The sequence below is a fragment of the Cellvibrio sp. GW822-FHT04B05 genome (genome assembly GCF_058800985.1).
Map to the genome: position 1 here is coordinate 1181300 of NZ_JBXAMU010000001.1, position 19920 is coordinate 1201219.

Genomic DNA, 19920 nt, shown 5'->3' on the forward strand with positions numbered 1-19920 from the left:
AATATTGGAAAAATTCAGCAAAATCAGTTAGCCACAAGCCTTCCCCGTGTCAGAATGCTGGCCACCGTTCGTAATCGACGCGGCGCATATTCATTAATTAAAGTTTTTTATCAATTACCGCTTGAACTTCGTAACGGCTACTTAAATTCATCAAGTTTTAATTCTTCCTCGGTAATACCAAGTTTTTTGCAGATTGCCGGTAACACGTGATGAATCAGTCTTAGGCTTTCTAATATCTCATTCATGTATATATCGGGATGAATACGATTTGAATTAAATCCTAGAGCTTCTGCCTCTGCTTCGTGAGTTAAATACTCTGGATCTTCAGAAACCAGATGCATCAATTCTGCCTTAAGGGGGATTTTATTTTTTATTGCTGTATCTTTAACGATTTCCAGCCATTTCTTGTAATCTTTAAAGACGTTATATCTAAATTCTTTGAAATTAGAAAGAATAGGGTAATCATCACCAACTTTTGCCAATGCTAAACTGAACAAGCAGGGTTCTATGTTACAAGCTTCCGTATCATGTAAATCAAGAGCATCTTCCCACAAAATATTGTAAATATAGGCTGCATAAAAATCATATTGCTTTACAAAAGCTTTTAGCGTTTTATAAATCAAACTTGAATAAGTATTAGCTTCGTAAAGTGTTTCAAATGCTGCCTCATTTTCTTCATAGTCTGCATCGTAATTAAAATCGATTTCCTGAGGAAACTCTTTAGGAATTGTCACACCAGCTTCGATCAGAGTGTTAAAAACATTCCACAAAAGAAATTCAATTTCGTCTTGTAATGGAGCGCAGACATATGAGCATTCAGCGTTTTCAACAGCAGTTTCTGCAAGATGCACAAATAGCCGCATCCACTTATCCGCTTGATCTATGCCTCCTGCCCAGTAAACCACGTCAGGATCCCTGTCTCCAATTGCCGCCATAACTTTGAGCTTTTTTTCCATTTCATGTGAAATATATTCACCTGCCTTCCATTTGCTTACCTGAGCTGCTGAAACTTTTAGCTTTGCTGCCAGCTCTTTTTGGGAATAGTTGGTTTGTTGAAGTACCAGGTTTATTAAATTTGCCGATCCCATTTTTCACTCTCTATTGATTGTTAAGTAAAGTTATTTTTAGGTTTACTTAATTTTATAGGAAATGGAACCCCCACGCATACGATTTGGCTATTTTAAGCAGTGATAAAAGAAAAACCCCTATAAAGCATGGTTTATGTGACTCTTAAATAACATAAAAATTGCACAATATCTTTGTATATGTTAGTGTTAAAATTTAAAGATATTAACTGGGGCACCTTTACCATGGTTGCGGAAACCACACTCACCGAGTCCAGGAACTACCTGCAAGACATACTGGGCAGTCACGTTGTTGGTGGAACCTGGGGCAAACCTTGGCCTGAAGCCAACCAGTTGCCTTTTTTCCTGCAAAACCCTTACACCTTTTACCAAGCCGAGCTGTTTGGCCGTCTCTGCTTGCTGATGCTCAGTCGCACCCAGGAAGGGGAAACCCCTGCCGTGGTACGCAAGCATTGGCAGGCAGTAAGCAAGCACTTCAATGGTGATGTGATCTACCTGGTTGAAGTCGTCAGCTCCTATAACCGCAAGCGGTTGATTGAGCAGCAGGTACCCTTCCTGGTGCCTGGCAATCAGCTCTACCTGCCTGCGTTAGGTGTGGATTTGCGGGAATATTTCAAACCCGGTAGGCAGGAAGAAAAGACTTATTTGAGCGCTGCCGCGCAGGCGATAGTGTTACGGGAAATCCTGCGGCACGATTGCTCCGGCTTGCCCGCCAAGGAACTGGCCCAACTGTTGGGTTACAGCCCGATGACCATCACCCGAGCGATTAAGGAGCTGGCAGATCGACAGTTGGCTGGAGTGGAGAGAGTGGGGCGCGAGAAGCACCTGCATTTTTCATCCAGTGGCCGTGCATTGTGGGAGCTTGCCCAGCCGAGGCTTCAGAGCCCTGTGAAAAAGCGGATGTGGGTAATCGGGCGAGATCGGGAACAATGGAGGACCACCTTGGGGGGGCAAATATCCGGGGAGGCAGCCCTGGCTCATTACACTGCATTGGCCGATAACGGAATCAGCCAGTGGGCAATGAATGCGGGTGACTGGCCTGCTTTTATAAAGCGTACGGGTGTTCATGTTTTGAAAAGCGGCGCCTTGGATGAGCACAACCATTTTCGCAATGACCGCGATGTGACCGAATTGGAGTTGTGGATTTATAGTCCCGATATTATTGCCTTGGATAAACCGTGTGTTGATCCGCTGTCGCTGTGGCTGAGCCTTGAGAAAAATACAGACGAACGTATTGAAATAGCGCGGGAGTCATTGCTGGAACAGGTATGGAGTCAATTGCCATGGTAAAGGGCCTCGATATATTCAGAGATCATTTCAGGGATTTTCCGGATAGCTACATTCTAATTGGTGGGGTGGCCTGCTATTTGGCCATGGAAGAAGCGGGTGTGGCTTTCAGGGCTACCAAAGATTTGGATATTGTCCTCTGCGCAGAAGCACTCGATACCACTTTTATCGCGCATTTCTGGGCGTTTGTAAAAACCGGTGGTTATCAGAGTCGGCAGAAAAGTACCGGTGAAAAACAGTATTACCGGTTTGAAAAGCCAACAAACGCAGGCTATCCCTTTATGCTGGAGCTGTTCTCCAGAGTGCCGGATCACCTGAATGTTTCAGCTGATGCCCATTTAACTCCCATACTGGCCGATGAAGACGTATCGAGTTTGTCAGCTATTTTGCTGGACGATGATTACTACCGGTGCATTCAGGGTGGTAAGGTCGTGATCGACGATATTCCGGTATTAGGTGTAACGTTTATTCTGCCTTTCAAGGCCAGGGCATGGCTTGATCTCACTCATCGCAAACAGCAGGGCGAGCAAGTGGACAGCAAAACCATTAAAAAGCATCGCAATGATGTATTTCGTTTGTCGGTCTTGCTTGCACCTGATCAAAGGGTTGCTATGGCCGAATCCATTAAACAGGACATGACGCAGTTTCTGACTGCCATGGTTGGTGAGGAGGGGTTAAATCTGAAGGATTTCGGTATCCCGGATAGCCTTGACAATGTGTTGGAAAATTTGCGCGCAATTTATCTGCTGAAAGTTTAACGGGGTGTTTTTTACATATTCCGAGGATGCGTAGATTATTGGCCGATTTTTTATCGAGTCTCTAGTTCCCACATCATAAATTACTGGGAACAGCGCGCAGCCTGTGGCTGGAAGCATTAAAGAATTTTCCGATGGATGTGCAGTATAAGGAAAAATTGATTGCACATTGGCGGATGCTACAGTCTGAGTTCAGGATTGAGGTTAAAGGTGAATTAGTCTTTAACCTTATTTTCCTTTCAGATATTTTCTAAAGAGATTTTCCTGCGCAGCTTCCTAGCGGAATCGGCGCTCATTACCTGCCGACTATCGATAAGTGATATCCGGGTATTACCGCAGGGGGAGATTTTTTAGCTCACATCTGGATGAATGAAGGAAAGACTACTTCGTTTCTTGCACATCTAGTGCTGTTTTAAGTTTTGAGGATAGGGCTTTGCAGCATCCACATTTCTCTTCAACCATAGCGGTAATATGTTCAATAAATAGTGGAATGTGTGGTTTTACTCGTTGGTAAAACTCATGCATGTTGCTTAGATGCTTTCCTTGTGTCCATCCAGATATGGTTGCCAATTCGGGTGAAACTACAGCTCCATGCTTTATTGAGTTTGCTACTAATCTGATCTCGTTTATTGATTTGAAATGTATCGCTATTTCTATGTTGATACCATTATCTTTGAAGTGTGATTTTAATTTTTTAAAAACATAAAGATCTTTTGTGTTGGGGAGATCGAAAGCCGTTTTTGCTAGTCTAGTTAAATGTTGTTCTATTGATTTTTGGCTAGCCAAAATCAATAGTTCGTTGAGTAAATCTATTGCTTCATTAGCTTCGTCAATGGCTACTGAACTAAAGAATACATTCCAGGAATCATTTCCTTCTCGTTCAGCTATTTCTCTTGTTTCTTTTATGGCTAAATCTCTGCTTTCTAAAAGAGAATTCAATGCATCAGTCTCAAGCTTTGAAATGGCAATTGTTCTGTAAGAACCAAGCCGAGACAAAATTTCACATTTTTGATCTTTCTTATAGATGCTCATGTTTGGTGTTCTTAACTCTTAACAGTATTTTTGGATTTTTATTTATATGTTGATAGCCAAGACAGATCAAGGTTAACGTTTGAATTTTGTCGCGCTGAGGATATTGGATGAAATGATTTGTTATGCATTTAGTTATTGAAAAATAAAATTTTTATAGAAGTGCGAATCATTGTCCAATTGCTATCCAGCGAAATTTAAGCTGTTGTATTGGAGCCCTGCCTCTTTGAATCTCAAATCCTTCTGGGGTCGCGATTGGTATAGGATTGATATCTCCAGTCTTTATTGCAATCCTTCTAATGACTTCATCAGGTGAATCCATATCCAGAGTTAATAGAACTGCCGGTGTTTCCTTGAAGGGGCGTTTAAATACAATCTGCTCTCCCGGAAATACATGGCCTGTTTGTATGAAGAATGAGTCTCCGGAAATGCTGGTTATAAACAGGCTGTTATCCTCAACTACCAGGGGTACTCCAGCCAATTGTGCGGCTCGTATCTCTTGTAGTTGAAGCTTGGCGCTAATTTCACTCGCTTTCTTGTCAAGCTCTTTTAGTAGAGATTGAGTTGACTCCACAACAGCCGCATTAAATTCCTTTGATTCCACATACTGTTTTATCGCTGCCTCGGTAATTTTTTCAATCTTATTAACAAAAACTCCGTAGCTAGTAATGCCAAGAATAGCTACTACGATAGCCATGGCTGCGAAAATCTGTCGCCAAAGCCTCTCTTTAACTCTCAAATAGATATTTTCATAATCTGATTCATCAAGTTTCATTCGTTTTATTTCCTGATCCACCATAATTCTATGCTTCTACAATTGAGGCTATGTACATTGCTTTATTTTAGTGAACTCAAAATCAGGGCAAAGGTGGCAAGCCAAGCTCCTTGAGGAATTTGTTGTGTCTTTTGGTTGCATCCTGAATTTTTTTCTCGATATCCACCAAGTCAGCATTAACCGAACTCAAATCAATTTCTTTTTCTGCAACGGTGGTGCTGATATAACGCGAAATATTCAGATTGAAATCGTTTTTCTCAATTTCTTCCATGGAAACGCGCCGCGAATAACGATCTTCTTCTTTGCGGAATTGGTAAGTCTCGATAATTTTTTCAATGTGTCCGACTTTTCCGTTCGGCATTTCTTTCGTGCTAAGCAAACGATTTTGGCGTTTACCTTTTTCAAAATACTCCGTTGCATTGATAAACAGCACATCATCCGGCTTCTTGCACTTTTTCAGCACTAAAATGCACACTGGAATACCCGTAGAAAAGAACAGATTGGCTGGCAGGCCGATCACGGTATCGATATGCCCATCTTTGAGTAGCTTAGTGCGAATGCGCGCTTCCGCACCACCACGGAACAGCACGCCGTGGGGCAGGATGATCGCCATCACGCCATCCTGTTTCAAGAAGTGAAAGCCGTGCAATAAAAAGGCGAAATCAGCGGCGGATTTGGGGGCTAGGCCGTGGTTCTTGAAACGTACATCTTCGCCTAGTGCCTCGCTTGGCTCCCAGCGGTAGCTGAACGGTGGGTTGGCCACTATGGCATCGAAGCGGGGCATTTTCGCTGGGTTGGTTTCACGCAACAACTCCCAATCATTGGTCAGCGTGTCGCCGTGGAAAATCTCGAATTCGGAATCTTTCACTCCGTGCAGCAACATATTCATGCGTGCCAGGTTGTAGGTGGTGATGTTCTTTTCCTGGCCGTAGATTTTGCCGATGCCATGCGGCCCCAGGTGGTGGCGCACGTTCAGCAGCAGTGAGCCGGAACCGCAGGCAAAATCCAGCACGCTATCCAGATGTGAGCGCTGACCAGTGGCAGGTTCTTGGCTGTCCAGCGTGACAATACCGGAGAGGATGCTGGAAATCTGCTGGGGCGTGTAGAACTCCCCAGCCTTCTTGCCGGAACCGGCGGCAAACTGGCCAATCAAGTATTCATAGGCGTCGCCCAGCGTATCGCTGTCGGTGGAAAAGGTGGCCAGTCCGTCGGCAATGGCCTTAACAATATTACAAAGCTTGGCATTGCGCTCGGCATAGCGCTTGCCGAGTTTTTCCGAGTTCAGGTTGATTTCCGAGAACAACCCGCCAAAGGTACTGGCGAAGGATTCGTTCTCAATGTACTTGAAGCCCGCTTCCAGGGTGTGCAGCAGTTCATCGTCCTGAGTGCGCGCCATTTCTGCGATATTGCCCCACAGGTATTGCGGCTCGATCACATAGTGCATTTTGCGGCGCATTTGCTTTTCAAATTCAGGCACGTCCTCCAAATTACTCTCGTACCAGAGTTGCAGAGGTGTGGTGGCTGCGCCATAGGTAGTCTTCGGATAGTCCTTCCCAAGCTCTTTCTTGGCTGCGGTTTCGTAATTGTCCGACAGGTAGCGCAGGAATAGAAAAGACAGCATGTAATCGCGGAAGTCGTCGGCATTCATCGCGCCACGTAGTTGGTCTGCAATACCCCAAAGGGTGTTGCCCAGTTGTTTTTGATCGTTTTCGGTCATGGAGCCTCTTTTGCCTCAGCTTCCTGCGGAAATAATTCCGGGTTGAATGGGTAACGGTTCAGGAAATCATCGAGGATTTGTTTGAAGTAAGCCTTGTTCTCTTCCAGCATTTCCTGGGGTTCATACAATGAATAATTGCCGTGGCTGAGTATATTGATCAGCCGTGCATGTAAAACACCATCTGGGTCATCGTCATCCTGTTTGATGCAAGCGGAGAAATTCTTGAAGCCATGAAAGCTGGCTGATTTTTCAAGGACACTGCGCAGCATGTTGAAATGATAGGTGTAAAGCTGCCCGGATTTTTCTGCCTGATACAGCTCGGTCAGCATCGCCACATGGTGAAAGAACGGTGTGGCGTTTGTATAGCGCAGCGTGTAATTCGCCGCCCCCTTCGGTTGCGACAGGAAATAGGAGGCCGTCTTTTTGGATTTGCCTGCTTCCAGCTCATTGTGCATGACATTAAAAAACAGGGCATGGTGCGAAGAAACCACAGCACTGATACGATCCTTGCCGTTTTTCAACAAACTGGCCAGATCACTGGCGACTGCAATGACGTTATTGTCATCCAATGAGGAAATAGGGTCGTCTATATAGATATGCTTGACCCATTGATAAGCTTCCGCACCATCAATAACCAACTGAACGATGGCAAGGAAGAAACACCAGATAAAGAGATTTTCTTCCCCGCGTGAAACCTTGATGTTTTCAATGGTTTCTGTCGTTTCGCCAGCTATAACCTCACGCGAAAAGCTGACCGTCCACTTATCGTAGTCGATGGCGAAATCAAAATCGGCATAACGATGCAGAAAGGGACGAATACGGCTTTCCATTTCCAGTTCGTCAAGCCCTGCAAAAAAACGGGACGCATGGTTAAGCTTTAAGGCCCGCTCATTATCACCTTGCAGATCGTTGTCCCAAGTGAACAGGTCTTCAGTAAAAGCATTGAAATAAAGAGTGTCTCCTATATCACCTTGCTTGCCGATATTCTTGAACGTCATCGACAGGCGTGTCTTGCCTGTGCCGTTGTAGGCATAGAGCAGAATGTATTTCTTGTTTTCCACTTCACCGCGCAGGTGTACGGCCAAGTTGTCCAGACTGGTGAAGATAATGTTACTCATCTGTTCACCTCGCCAATAGGTGAGAAAAGTTCCATCTGTATCGTTTCTTTTGTGTCCATAGATGTAGTAGCAGCGCTACACATTTTATTTATATCTTTTTCACTAACTGGCGAATCAATCACCTCGTTGTTATAACTTAGTACGCGAATAACCAGATACTTGACTTTATTGATTGGGCGTTGGACTAACTGAACTTTCATAACATCTGTTGTGTGCAAAGGAAGTGCATCCAGCTTTACTTTTTCCCAAAATTTACCTGTCAAATCTTTGTCAAAAGAAAAAGCACTTTCTTTTTCTTCAACAATATCTATCTTGCCGCGCCAAGATCGCTTGCCTTTCCAGTCGGGGCTGGAAACCGTAATATCTGTCTCTCCAAGATATATATACTCCTCATCCGGCAACTCTTTAATATATAGATGGAAAGTATTTTTTGGTATTGGGGGTAAATTCCCCAGACTAAATGAATCAATGCATTCATCGGACTGAAATTGCTGATAAATTTTGTTTTTTCTTTTTATGCAATCTCTTGGAATTTCATCAGATGTAGAATTGGCTTCTGTAGTAATAAATTCATTTATTTTTCGAACAATATGAATATGCCCTTCTTTTGCCCATTCGTCGGCAGTTTTACCCGTTAGCAAAGCAATAAACGGATTCGCCCCCAGAAGACTAACTACAAGAAATAAATTTGTTTTCCAGCCACCTTCCTCAGGAACACCAACCTGTATACCAATACTTACTCCAAAAAATTCGGAAATCTCCTTGTATGACTCTATAAGCACAAGCAATGAGTCCGAGCTTATCTCATGCTTTCCTTGAGGGTTTCCAAAGTGAATTGGCAAAATGACTGGAACCATGACTTAATCCTTGGCCATATCAGGGAAAAGTTGTTGCATTAGCCCTTTTTTATGGGTCTTGAAGGTGTCAAGTTTTTGGCCTTGCGTGGCAATCAAGTCATCGATGGAAGATAGACAATCAGAGATTTTTTTTTGCTCTTCTAATAACGGAACACTAATAGGCAAACTTAAAAAGGTACTATTTCTTATATGTACTTGTGTGCTTCCGACCATAACGGATTGCATCATTTTTCGATATTTTTCCGTATTAGAAAAGTGTATTAAAAAATCAGAAATAATTGTCTCCTTCGGTTTAAGACCATAAACCCCTTGTGCCAATATATAATTTTTATTTCCTACATATTTGACTATATGTCCAATACTTGGACCAGACGGAACCAAATCTCTTAGAGTTGTTATCAAGTAGTTGCTGTCGACTACAGATTGAAGATTGTTTCTATAAAACTCTTCCTTACAGTATGTTGATTTATCTGTATCAATTTTTAGCCATGAGCCTTCACCAATAGCTTTTTTAGGTATGACTTCGTAGTCCGAGCAAGACACAAAATCTGATGGTGTTAGCGCAGCCCCACCTTTATATGATTCTATGAAATCACCAATTTTATGGGGCGTCCATTCATCAGAAAATTCTTTGAAGCGCAGCTTGGGCAGGGTTTCGCCTTCGCGGGGGAAAAGCTGTTGCATCAGCCCTTTTTTATGGGTCTTGAGGGCGTTGAGCTTTTGGCTTTCTGCTGTGATCAGGTCGTCGATGGAAGACAGGCAGTCGGCGATTTTTTGTTGTTCTTTAATATCTTTGGGTAAGAGTATTGGGCAATCTAAAACATCATCTTTCTTAAGATTTGTTTGCTTTACACCATCATCAAATGCTAAAAAATATGAATTTTTGTTTAACACATAAAACAACATAATGCTTACAGCTTTATACGGGGTAAGTTTGCAGATTCGTTGATTCACTGTATATAAATTGTCAGAATCGACATAAAAGCATTTAGCTATAGCCCTTCCATTGGGAACATCACTTAGCACCATCAAAATATCGTTCTTTTTGGCAATACAAAGGGCAGTGTTTGTATATTTTTTGACTTCGCCTTCGGTGGAGATAAATTTTGAATTTACAACTACAAATTCGCCTGACTCAGCAATATCTTGTTCGTGTGCTTTCCCATTTTCATACTTGGCTACTTGTCCTAAAGTTTTTTCCTCCCACTCCCCCGCATCTCGAAATTCAGGAAAGCATAGGCGGGGTTTGAGTTCACGCTTGGCCGCTTGCTTCATGATCTTTGCTTCTGTCTTATTGTTCATACACACCCAACCCTGGAATCTTTCTTCCCTGGGGGCGTTTTTTATATAAGTATTTTGTAACTATCCTGAGGTCATACCACATCATTGCAGCCTTACTTTTTATTTATTGCCAGATAGCGTACCGGACGGCTGAGTTTTTTCATCGCGCCATCGTTTGTGGCACGTTTCAACCAGTCATTTAGTTGTGATTTGTGCAAACCGGTGCTGTCCAGCAATTGCTCCAGCGTAGAGGGGGATTCAGCTAGTTGCGGAAGTGTGCTTAGGAATACCTGATAAAAATCGAGAGGTACCACTTTCTGAGGTACATCACTTATCGGCACTTCTGTGGCATTTTTTCTGCTGCTCAGTGTTTCCTGTTGAGAAGGCTTATTTACAGCATCAAACAGCCCCGGTTGAGGTTCTGGCTTGACAGATTCACCGACAGAAAACAAATCCTGCTGCTCTTTTTTTGCAGGATAGGTTATGTAGCTGTCAGAGGCCAATAAGCGGGAGATATCCAGGGTTTGAATATCCGCCTCACACCAGCCCCCACCTTTGGCAACCAGATTGGCATTGGCGGCATCGCTATCATCGGTTGGTTTGACCCATAAAGGAACCCAGGCTTTTTTCAGGTTTTCTTCTGCACCGCTGAGGGTGCCACTTTTTTTGCCGGAATGAATCACCAGTGCGCTATCTGCCAGGCAGTAGATGTATTTATTTCGGGCCATGGCATTGCCCGCGCTGAATCCGGCTTCTGGATAAAAGGGCGAAACCAATACAACATGACCATTCATTAGCCCCTTGCGCCATTTGGCACTGGTCGCTGCACGCAACAGGCTGTCGGCCATTACCCCGATGACTGTTCCACCACTGTTCATTGCCCCTTGCATGGCAGCTTCATCCACGCCACGGGCACCGCCCGATACGATAGCGATGCATTCCGAGGCGGCTTTAGCGCCCACCTGTTCGGTAAAGGCCAGATCCGTTTCGCTTGCTTTGCGCGAGCCAATCACCGCCAGACCACCAGCATTGAGCAGCGCTTTATCACCACAACCGAACAAAACTGGTGGTGAATCGGTTTTCAGACGGTATTTCAGCCGTTTCGGATACTCCGGGTCGGAGCGGGTGACCACCCACAAGCCAGCCCGCTGCCACTTTTCCACCGCCAGTGCTAGGCTGTGCCCTCGACTCAGCAATTGTAAAATGCGATCTGTACCAACACGCGCATCATGCCAGCCACTGAGCAAGGCCCCCGGTTCCGATACCAGCAAATCCGCAGGGGTGATAGATTTTTCTTTCAGCCAGACGGCAAAACGCCCCCATTCAATATTGGTGAGCGGCCGGACGTCTACACTGCCTGCCTTGCTGAAATAGCTGGTCAGCAGCAGTGTGGCCTGTGCGTTTTCTGATAAGGTACCCGATACATTCATGAATCTTTCACCGAAGAAGAAGCCAGCGCGGCTGGGTAAACAGGACCGCTGCCCGCTTGTTGTAATAGGGCGGCAATGACGGTCAGCGTCCAGCCGGAATCCACTATGTCATCCAGCAACAATACTGGTCCATCGGGTACTGGCTGTTGAATGGCAAAAGCGCCATCCAGATTACGACACTGATGAAAACGGTTTTGCTGACCTTTTTGGGGCTGATTGTCCTTCACCTTGCTGACCGCATTAACAAAGGGCAAGCCCAGTTGTGCCGCCAGCCGGCGGGCAAAGTCCGGTACCAGCTCAGGGTGATTACGTGATGGTACACAACAAACCCAGGCGGGGGTGGGGCCTGGTTGCCAGCGTTGCCGGATCATCTCTGCCATGGCTGCCACCAATTCATTTCCAAAGCGGCTTGCATGTTTATGGTCTGCCACTGTTTTGCCCCAACCCGCATCGTTCCAGCGTGACAGCACACGACCCTCCTGTGCTCGCAGATGTTGTGGCAGATTGCCCCGAAAGCCGTATTCAATAAAGGCATTGGCAGCCACTTGTGCTTTCGGCACTATCACCATTTCTGCATGTTTGAGAAAGGTGGCGGCCTGATGGGCAAGTGTGGGATTGATCGGCAAATCCACTACAGGCTGACCAAGGCAAGAGGCACATTTGCTGCAAAGCGTTGGGTCATTATCATCCAAAGCGCGGCGCAAAAAGGTCATCTTGCAGTTACTATCTGCCAGATAGGCTTGTACTTCAGCCCATTCCTGTTCGCGCTGCTGCGTAAGGTGAGCAATTCGGGCATGATCCATCTGGTAATGAACGGGGGTTCTGTACCAGCGGCTGCCCTCTTTAATTACCGGTGCAGGGTTTTCCACACTCAATAGCTTCAGTACTTTTTCGATCTGGCCGTGACGAAGGTTGGTTTGTTCTTCAATGGAACGAATCGACAAGCCATCGCTCTGCTCCAGTACCTGCAAAATCTCGTTAACCTGCGTTTCGGAAGGAAAAGCTGATTCCCTGAAAAATTCATGGATGTCCCGATCTTCCACCCCGGACATCAGCACACCGACCGCATGGTCGATGCCACGCCCGGCACGGCCCACCTGCTGGTAATAGGCCACAATCGAGCCTGGTGCCTGATAGTGAATGACAAAACTCAGATCCGGCTTGTCGTAGCCCATGCCTAGGGCGGTGGTGGCAACCAATACCTTGAGCCGGTTGTTTAACAGCAAATCTTCCAGATGCTGGCGATAGGCATTGCTGTTTTCAAACCCTTCGGCCTCAATGCTGCCGTGATAAGCCTTGGCATCAATGCCATTGCGGCTTAGCCAATTGGCCACCTGTTCGGCATCGCGCACCGTCAAGGTGTAGACAATGCCCGTGCCCGGTAACGCTGGAATCACTTGTACCAGCCAAGCCAGGCGGGAGGCCTGATCAGGTAGCACCATGCTTTGCAGTGCCAGGCTTTCACGAATCAGTGGACCACGTTGAATCTGGATATTACCCAACTGGGTTTGAATATCGTCAACCACGCGGTTATTGGCTGTCGCTGTTGTACCTAACACCGGCGTATTTGGCGGTAATTGACGGAGGATATTCACAATGCGTCGGTAATCCGGGCGAAAATCGTGCCCCCAATCGGAAATGCAGTGCGCCTCATCAATTACCATCAGTGCAATGCGATCAGCGATGGGCTGCAAGACGGTTGCAATAAATTCATCGTTGGCTAGGCGCTCCGGTGAAATCAACAGGCAGTCGATCTGGTTAGTCAGAATTCGTTGGGTGACTGCTTGCCAGTCGGCGGTATTGGTGGAGTTCATTGTTTCCGCCACAATACCCAGGCGTCGGGCGGAATCAATCTGGTTACGCATTAACGCCAGCAAGGGAGAAACAATAATTGTTGGCCCCATTCCCCGGTCACGGAATATTTTAGTGCTGATAAAATAAACCGAGCTTTTACCCCAACCAGTGCGCTGTACCACCAGTAGTTTCTGCCGCTGATTGACCAGGGCGTCAATGGCTTCCCACTGACCGTCACGGAATTGAGCAACTGGGTTAGCCAGTGCGGTTTGCAGCAGGTGCTGGGCTTGTGCTCGATTCATGATCACTCCTTATATGGGCATTAAACCTGTTTCTAATCAATTTTGGTTTCAGCTTGGTTGCTTTGCATCTGCTTTATTGCTCATACACACCCAACCCCGAAATCTCTCGCCCCTGGGCGCGCTTGTGCAGCAAAGGAATCAGGTCGTCCATCAGTGCCAGTTCTTTTTGGGTGCGGGCTTTCCAACCGAGTTCTTGGGCTGTGAATAATTCGCTGAGCTGTTCGCCGTCGAAGATCATCCTGCGCAGAATGCTATCCACAAAGGTTTGCAGAGCAGTGGCTTCCAGCTCGTGCTTGTCGGCAATAGCGGCCAGCGCGCTAGCGTTCTTGTTGGCCTTGAATTGCTCATAGCCCTGGCGGATGGTTTTTTCATCCAGCGCTTCGCCAGCTTTCAGGCTGTTGATGTATTCGGCAATATCGTCGCGCTCGTCGATGAATTTGGCATCGGACTGGATGAGACCAATCAACTGCTCACGATTCATCTTCTGCTTGCCTGCGGGCTGCTGTGAGTATTTGGCGATCAGCGCCATGATGTAGTCGTAGTCGATTACGGCAGAAGCAAACAACACGAATTCAAAATCCAGTTGATCGACCAGTGCCTGTTCCTCTGAATCTGCTGCATTGCCCCCCTTGTTTTGCTGCCCTTTGAGGCGCTGGGCAGTTTCCAGATACACACCCTTGAAGCCCTGCAACTGCTCTGGCGGGATGATTTGCGCGATTTGCTCAGCATTTTCGTCGCTCAGGTCGGTGTATTGGTCGAGCTGGGTCTTGAGGCGTTGCACTTCCTTGAAGAGATTGATGAACTGGCCGCGTGCGGCGTCGCCCTTGAGGTTGGGCACGTCTTGCGGTTTGTTTTCCAGCCCCTGTGATTGCATGAAGTCGTCCAGTTTCTGTACGGCGGTTTGCAACTTGTCGATGACCTTGGGCGCGGGATCGACCAGCCAGATTTCCTTTGGTGGTTTGCCGGATTCGCCGGAAAACAGGGCAATGGCGTCATTGACGGCAGCTTCCTGCTGGCGGAAGTCGAGGATATTGCCGTAGGGCTTGGTATCGTTGAGCACGCGGTTGGTGCGTGAAAACGCCTGAATCAGGCCGTGGTATTTGAGGTTCTTGTCCACGTACAGGGTGTTGAGGAATTTGGAATCGAAGCCGGTAAGAAGCATGTCCACCACGATCACGATGTCGATCTTCTGCGCGTGGGGCAGGTCGGCATTAGGGTATTGTTGATCTTTAATGCGCTTTTGCACGTCCTGATAGTAGAGGTCGAATTCATTGATGCTGTGGTTGGTGCCAAAGCGGATGTTGTAGTCGGCAATGATGGCCTTGAGCGCTTCTTTCTTCTTGTCCGGCTCCTGTTCGTTGTCGGATTTTTCCTGTGGCAGGTCTTCCTGAATCTGCTGCACGTCCTTGTTGCCTTCGGCGGGTGGCGAGAACACGCAGGCAATGTTCAGAGGGTGGAGGTTCTCGTCTGCCGCTTGTTTTTCCGTCTGTATTTCCTTGAACAGTGCGTGATATTCAATGGCTTCATTGATAGAGGCAGTGGCCAGCAGGGCGTTGAACTTGCGCCCGGCGGTGGCTTGGTCGTGTTTGGAGAGAATCGCTTCGATCACAGCCTTTTTGGCCAAGGCTTCGCCCGGTTTTGGCGGGTTCTTGCCCTCCGGTTTGTAGTAGTCGATGTGAAAGCGCAGGACATTGCGGTCTTCGATGGCGTGGGTGATGGTGTAGGCATGCAGTTGCCGCTGGAAGATGTCTTGCGTGGTTTTGTAGCTGGCCTGCTGACCTTCAATCTGCTGATAGCTGGCGTTCTGCTCGAAGATGGGCGTGCCGGTAAAGCCGAACAACTGGGCGTTGGGGAAGAACTCCTTGATGGCCTTGTGGTTCTCGCCGAATTGCGAGCGGTGGCATTCGTCGAAGATAAAGACGATGCGCTTGTTGCGTAGCGGCTCCAGACGCTCTTTGTAGTTTTTCTTGTGCGTGCCATCGAGTGCGAGGCCGAGCTTCTGGATGGTGGTGACGATTACCTTGTCAGCGTAGTCGTCGGAGAGCAGGCGCTGCACCAGGGTTTCGGTGTTGGTGTTCTCTTCGACGCAGCCTTCCTGGAAGCGGTTGAATTCTTCCCGCGTCTGGCGATCGAGGTCTTTGCGATCCACCACGAACAGGCATTTTTCGATGACTGGATTGTCCTTGAGCAGGGTGGACGCCTTGAAGGAAGTGAGCGTCTTGCCGCTGCCGGTGGTGTGCCAGATGTAGCCATTGCCACAGTGCTGCTGGATGCACTCGACGATGGCCTTGACCGCATAAATCTGGTACGGGCGCATCATCATCAGCTTTTGCTCGCTGGACACCAGCACCATGTAACGGCTGATCATCTGACCCAGGGTGCATTTGGCGAGGAAGGCCTCGGCAAAATCGTCCAGATGGGTGATTTTCTTGTTGTCTTCCCCTGCGAACTGGTAGAGCGGCAGAAAGCGCTCGTCGGCGTTGAAACTGAAGTGGCGGGTATTATTGTTGGCAAAGTACCAGGTATCGCTGCGGTTGCTGACAATGAAGAGTTGCAAAAAGCACAGCAGGGTTTTGCCGTAGCCGTTGCCGGGGTCGTTCTTGTAATCAACGATCTGCTGCATGGCGCGGCGAGGGCTGAGGGCCAATGTTTTCAGCTCGATCTGTACCACCGGCACGCCGTTGATGAGCAGCAGCACATCGTAACGGTGGTGGCTGTTGTCGGTATTGATGCGAAGCTGGTTGACCACCTCGAAATCGTTTTTGCACCAGTCCTTGAGGTTGACCAGGGTGTAGAACAGTGGCGTGCCATCGTCGCGCTCGAAGCTGTTGCGCTCGCGCAGGGTGCGGGCAGCAGCGAACACGTCCGGGGTGACGATCTGTTCCAGCAGGCGGGTGAACTCGCTGTCGGTCAGGTGGACACGGTTGAGCGCCCCGAACTTTTCACGGAAGTTCTTTTCCAGTGCAGCCCTATCACGGATATCGGGGCGCGGGCTATATTTGAGATCGGCCAGTTTTTCTATCAGAGCCTGTTCGATTTTTTGTTCGGTCATTGGCAACGCTCAGTGAATACAGAAAAGTGGCTTTATGACCACACCATAAATTTTGATTGAAAAATTGATCATCCAGGTTTTGCATTCGGATTTTTATTAAGTCTGCAACGCCCGCAGCGCATGTTCTGGATCAGCTTCCACAATCCGCAGCAATGAACGTGCGGCCCCTGTTGGATGTCGACGACCTTGCTCCCAATTTTCCAGTGTACGCTTGCTGACACCCAAAATGACCGCAAACTTTTCCTGGGAAATCCCTAGACGATCGCGAATTGCTTTTACTTCAGGATGGGGAAAATCAACATTGCGTGAGGCATTTTTGTCGCCTTTAACAATCTTGTCCATCTCTTGGATGCTTTCCAGGCGTTCATTAGATATTTCTTTTTTCATGGTCACCACCTCTCAACAAGGGGTTTGAGATTGGTAAATGTGCCGGATTATACGCCAATGACGTAGATCGTCCAGCCTGATGACCCTATGCACAAAGCACAACCGATTTTGCCGATTTCATTTCTGATTGGCGTAGAAAGAAAAGCCCCCATAAGTCATTGCTCATAGGGGCTTGTAGTATGCAGAGTTAGCCGGGTATCTACCCGAGGTTAGGCAACCTTTTCCGACTAAATGCCGTCAACCCCACCAACATCACCGTGGTAGTCAAAATCGCCATCAAACTCATTGCCATACCCACTCCCGGTGACCCCTGTTCAAACTGACCGAACACAAAAGTGGATACCGTTTGCATCCCCGCCGGTGTCACCATCAGTGAGGCGACCAGTTCGCGGGAGGCGATGGCGAAGACCATGAGCATGGCGACGAGCAGGCTGGGGGCGAGTAGCGGTAGGAGGATGTGGATAAAGCTGCGGGTAAATCCGGCGCCGGAGACGCGGGCGGCGGCTTCGAGGTTTTCGCCCAGTTGGCGCAGGCTGGCGCTGGTGTAGCGCACCGGGTAGGGGAGCAGCAGGCAGCTGTAGGCGAGCAGGAGCATCAGGCTGGTGTTGTATACGTTTACCGGCCAGAAGGGTTGGTTCCAGGCGAGGATCAGGCCTACGGCAACAACGATGGCGGGCAGGGTGTTGGGCAGCAGCGAAAGGAAGTCCAGCCAGCTTTTGCCTTTGAAACTGGAGCGCACTACCAGATAGGCGACCAGTGCGCCCAAAACGCCGGTGAGCAGGGCGGTGCCGGTGGCGAGGCTGAGGCTGGTGACCAGTGCGGCCAGGGCGCCGTCCTGGTTGGCAAAGAGGGCGGTGAAGTGGCGGGTGGAGAGGTTGCTCCACTGCAAGCCGCCGGAGAGGGTGTCGGTGCTGGCGGTGGCCAGTACCGCCAGCAGGGGCACGCCTACAGCTAAAAAACACATGAATGCGAACAGTGCCAGCACCGGCCAGCGCCAGGGGCCGAGTTCGGCTTTGTCGAAGGGCACGGGTTTGCCGGTCTGGCTGACGTAGCTGCGGCGGTTGATCAGCCAGTGTTGCAGCCAGAAGGCGAGCAGTGCCAGCAGTACCAGGATCAGGCTGAGTACGGCGGCGCCGGGCATATCCAGCGGCCAGTCGGAGAAGCGCCGGTGAATTCCCGTGACCAGCACTTCAAAGCCGATGGCGGCGCCCAGGGTGGCGGGGGTGCCGAATTCTTCGATGCTGAGGGCAAAGGCGAGTAGCAGGCCTGCGGCCAGGCCGGGCAGGGAGAGGGGCAGGGTGATGCGCCAGAAGGCGGTCCAGGGCGTGGCGCCGCAGACTTGCGCCACGGCGGCATAACGCCCACCCACGGCACTCAACGTGCGCGATACGGCAAAGTAGATGACCGGGAAAATATTGAAGGCCATCACCAGTACGATGCCGCTGAAGGAAAACACCAGGTCGTCACCCGCGAAGCCCAGCAACTGCTGGCTGAAGCCGTTGGTTTGCAGGGTCATTACCCAAGCCAGGGCGGCGATATAGGGTGGGATCATAAAGGGCACCAGCAACAACAGGTCCCACCAGGCGGCACCCGGCAAGCGCGTGAGGGCGCGCAGCACGCCGAGGGGCACGGCGATCAGTGCTGAGGCGATCACCACCGTCACACCCAGTTTTACGCTGTTGCCGGTCAGTTCCAGCAGCTCCGGGTCGGCGAGGTTTTGCAGCAGCGGGCTGAAGGCGTTGGCCAGGCTGCCGCGGGTCAGTTCGGGGAAGATCACTTGCAGGAGCACAAACACCAGCGGCAGGCCGACCAGCAATAACAGGCTGACCAGTGCAAGCCAGAGCGGCAGCCGTGCCGTCAGGCGGTGTATGGCGGAGAAGCGGTGCGGGCTGGCGGGAGCAAGAGTAGCGGCGCGCATCTAGCGGGTCACCCGGCGGAATTGGCTGAGGATTTCACCCCGGCGCGTCTCCAGGGTTTCGCTGTCTATCGCGATGAGCTTCAGTTCCTGCAAGCCGGGGCGGCGACCGGGTACATCCTGCCGTGCGGGTATCAGGAATACTTCCGCGACGGCCTGCTGGCCTTCAACGGACAGCAGGTAATCGAGGAATGCCTTGGCCCGCTCAGGCTGGCGGCTGTAGCTGAGGATCATCATGGGCCGCGGGGCGATGACCGTACCGCTGGCGGGAAAGATGATGTCGATGGTTTCGCCCCTGGCCTGCTGGCCGTAGGCGATATAGTCCACCGCACCTATGGCCGCCGCCTTGGCGCCTTGCAATACCGGGTTGAGGGCGCGCGCATTGGGGCCGGAGACGACCATGCCGTTGCGGCGCAATTGGCCCAGCAGGTCCCAGGTGGCTTGCTCGCCCTTGCTGGCCAACATGCCGCCGAGCCATTCAAAGGCGGCGCCGCTTTGCGCCGGGTCGGGCATCAACAATTGGCGGCGATAGACCGGCTGGGTCAGGTCCTGCCAGTCGGCGGGTTTGGGTGTGTTGCTTTTGTTGTTCCATACCAGCGCTAGGGCGGCTACGCCTTGGGCGATGTAGTGGCTGTCCTTGAGGGAGTCCGGTACCTGCTCGGCACCCTTGGGGCTGTAGGCCAGCAAGTCACCGGCGCGTTTCAGGGCGACGGCGGAATCCCTGGAGGCGGAGATCACTACGTCGGCCACCGGGTTGCTGCGCTCGGCTTCCAAGCGCGCCATGATCTGGCCGGTGGTGCCTTGGAAGACCTGCACTTTGGTGCCGGTGTTTTTTTCAAAACTGGCGGCGAGGGTCTGGATCAGGTCGTTGGGACCGGCGGAGTAAACTGTCAGTGATTGTGCGGCGGCTGTGCTGCTGACTAGCAATATAAGAATAAACAGGTAACGCATTTGTGTGTCCTCTTCGGGATTTGGTCATTAATAAAAAAATGGTCGTCAAACTAAAAGGCTTTAACGAGTTTGATGTTGGCACAATGTGAGTTTGGCGTTAGGTACTGTGTTTCGAAACCCTCAAGTCAGGGACGACTTGAGGGAGCTACAGGGAAGATACATTCACCACATCCCTGTGGCTCACC

The 19920-nt window shown here is 49.3% G+C and carries 15 protein-coding genes; 2 read left to right on the forward strand and 13 right to left on the reverse strand.

Translation table 11 applies throughout. The annotated features are described in order from the left end of the window. Positions 1 to 137: 137 nt before the first annotated feature. The gene (locus AC1RJL_RS04850; RefSeq protein WP_492911610.1) at positions 138 to 1088 is read right to left on the reverse strand and encodes a helix-turn-helix domain-containing protein; all 951 of its coding nucleotides are present in this window, start codon (positions 1086 to 1088) and stop codon (positions 138 to 140) included. Positions 1089 to 1265: 177 nt separating this feature from the next. On the opposite strand from AC1RJL_RS04850, the gene AC1RJL_RS04855 reads away from it, so the two are divergent. Together AC1RJL_RS04855 and AC1RJL_RS04860 are read left to right on the forward strand one after the other, a co-directional pair. Then, complete coding sequence (locus tag AC1RJL_RS04855) at positions 1266 to 2375, forward strand: MarR family winged helix-turn-helix transcriptional regulator (protein ID WP_492911611.1); 1110 nt, start codon at positions 1266 to 1268, stop codon at positions 2373 to 2375. Beyond that, entirely contained in the window at positions 2354 to 3130 is a 777-nt protein-coding gene (locus AC1RJL_RS04860; protein ID WP_492911612.1) for a hypothetical protein, read from the forward strand. The genes AC1RJL_RS04855 and AC1RJL_RS04860 overlap by 22 nt, the downstream gene beginning before the upstream one ends. Before the next feature lie 378 nt (positions 3131 to 3508). Here the strand turns inward: AC1RJL_RS04860 and AC1RJL_RS04865 are convergent, their stop codons facing one another. From AC1RJL_RS04865 to AC1RJL_RS04920, 12 genes are all read right to left on the reverse strand, one after another. Continuing rightward, complete coding sequence (locus AC1RJL_RS04865; RefSeq protein ID WP_492911613.1) at positions 3509 to 4159, reverse strand: hypothetical protein; 651 nt, start codon at positions 4157 to 4159, stop codon at positions 3509 to 3511. 166 nt (positions 4160 to 4325) lie between these two features. Continuing rightward, entirely contained in the window at positions 4326 to 4931 is a 606-nt protein-coding gene (locus AC1RJL_RS04870) for an H-type lectin domain-containing protein (protein WP_492911614.1), read from the reverse strand. An 82-nt stretch (positions 4932 to 5013) separates the two neighbouring features. After that, complete coding sequence (locus AC1RJL_RS04875; protein ID WP_492911615.1) at positions 5014 to 6648, reverse strand: type I restriction-modification system subunit M; 1635 nt, start codon at positions 6646 to 6648, stop codon at positions 5014 to 5016. Further along, on the reverse strand, positions 6645 to 7766 hold the full coding sequence (locus AC1RJL_RS04880) for an AAA family ATPase (protein WP_492911616.1): 1122 nt from the start codon (positions 7764 to 7766) through the stop codon (positions 6645 to 6647). The genes AC1RJL_RS04875 and AC1RJL_RS04880 overlap by 4 nt, the downstream gene beginning before the upstream one ends. Further along, positions 7763 to 8623, reverse strand: coding sequence for a hypothetical protein (locus tag AC1RJL_RS04885; RefSeq protein ID WP_492911617.1), 861 nt, complete (start codon positions 8621 to 8623; stop codon positions 7763 to 7765). Before AC1RJL_RS04885 ends, AC1RJL_RS04880 begins: the two co-directional genes overlap by 4 nt. A 3-nt stretch (positions 8624 to 8626) precedes the next feature. Further along, complete coding sequence (locus AC1RJL_RS04890) at positions 8627 to 9925, reverse strand: restriction endonuclease subunit S (protein ID WP_492911618.1); 1299 nt, start codon at positions 9923 to 9925, stop codon at positions 8627 to 8629. Positions 9926 to 10017: 92 nt separating this feature from the next. Further along, positions 10018 to 11334 (reverse strand): DNA-processing protein DprA, encoded by a 1317-nt coding sequence (locus AC1RJL_RS04895; protein ID WP_492911619.1) that lies wholly within the window; start codon positions 11332 to 11334, stop codon positions 10018 to 10020. Continuing rightward, a complete protein-coding gene (locus tag AC1RJL_RS04900) occupies positions 11331 to 13430 on the reverse strand; it encodes a RecQ family ATP-dependent DNA helicase (protein ID WP_492911620.1) in 2100 nt (699 codons plus the stop codon). Before AC1RJL_RS04900 ends, AC1RJL_RS04895 begins: the two co-directional genes overlap by 4 nt. 73 nt (positions 13431 to 13503) lie before the next feature. Next, positions 13504 to 16482, reverse strand: coding sequence for a type I restriction endonuclease subunit R (locus tag AC1RJL_RS04905; protein ID WP_492911621.1), 2979 nt, complete (start codon positions 16480 to 16482; stop codon positions 13504 to 13506). 96 nt (positions 16483 to 16578) lie between these two features. Beyond that, positions 16579 to 16869 (reverse strand): NadS family protein, encoded by a 291-nt coding sequence (nadS, locus tag AC1RJL_RS04910; protein WP_492911622.1) that lies wholly within the window; start codon positions 16867 to 16869, stop codon positions 16579 to 16581. Between the two features lie 199 nt (positions 16870 to 17068). Beyond that, entirely contained in the window at positions 17069 to 18787 is a 1719-nt protein-coding gene (locus AC1RJL_RS04915) for an ABC transporter permease (RefSeq protein WP_492911623.1), read from the reverse strand. Beyond that, positions 18788 to 19735, reverse strand: coding sequence for an ABC transporter substrate-binding protein (locus tag AC1RJL_RS04920; protein ID WP_492911624.1), 948 nt, complete (start codon positions 19733 to 19735; stop codon positions 18788 to 18790). Positions 19736 to 19920 lie beyond the last annotated feature (185 nt).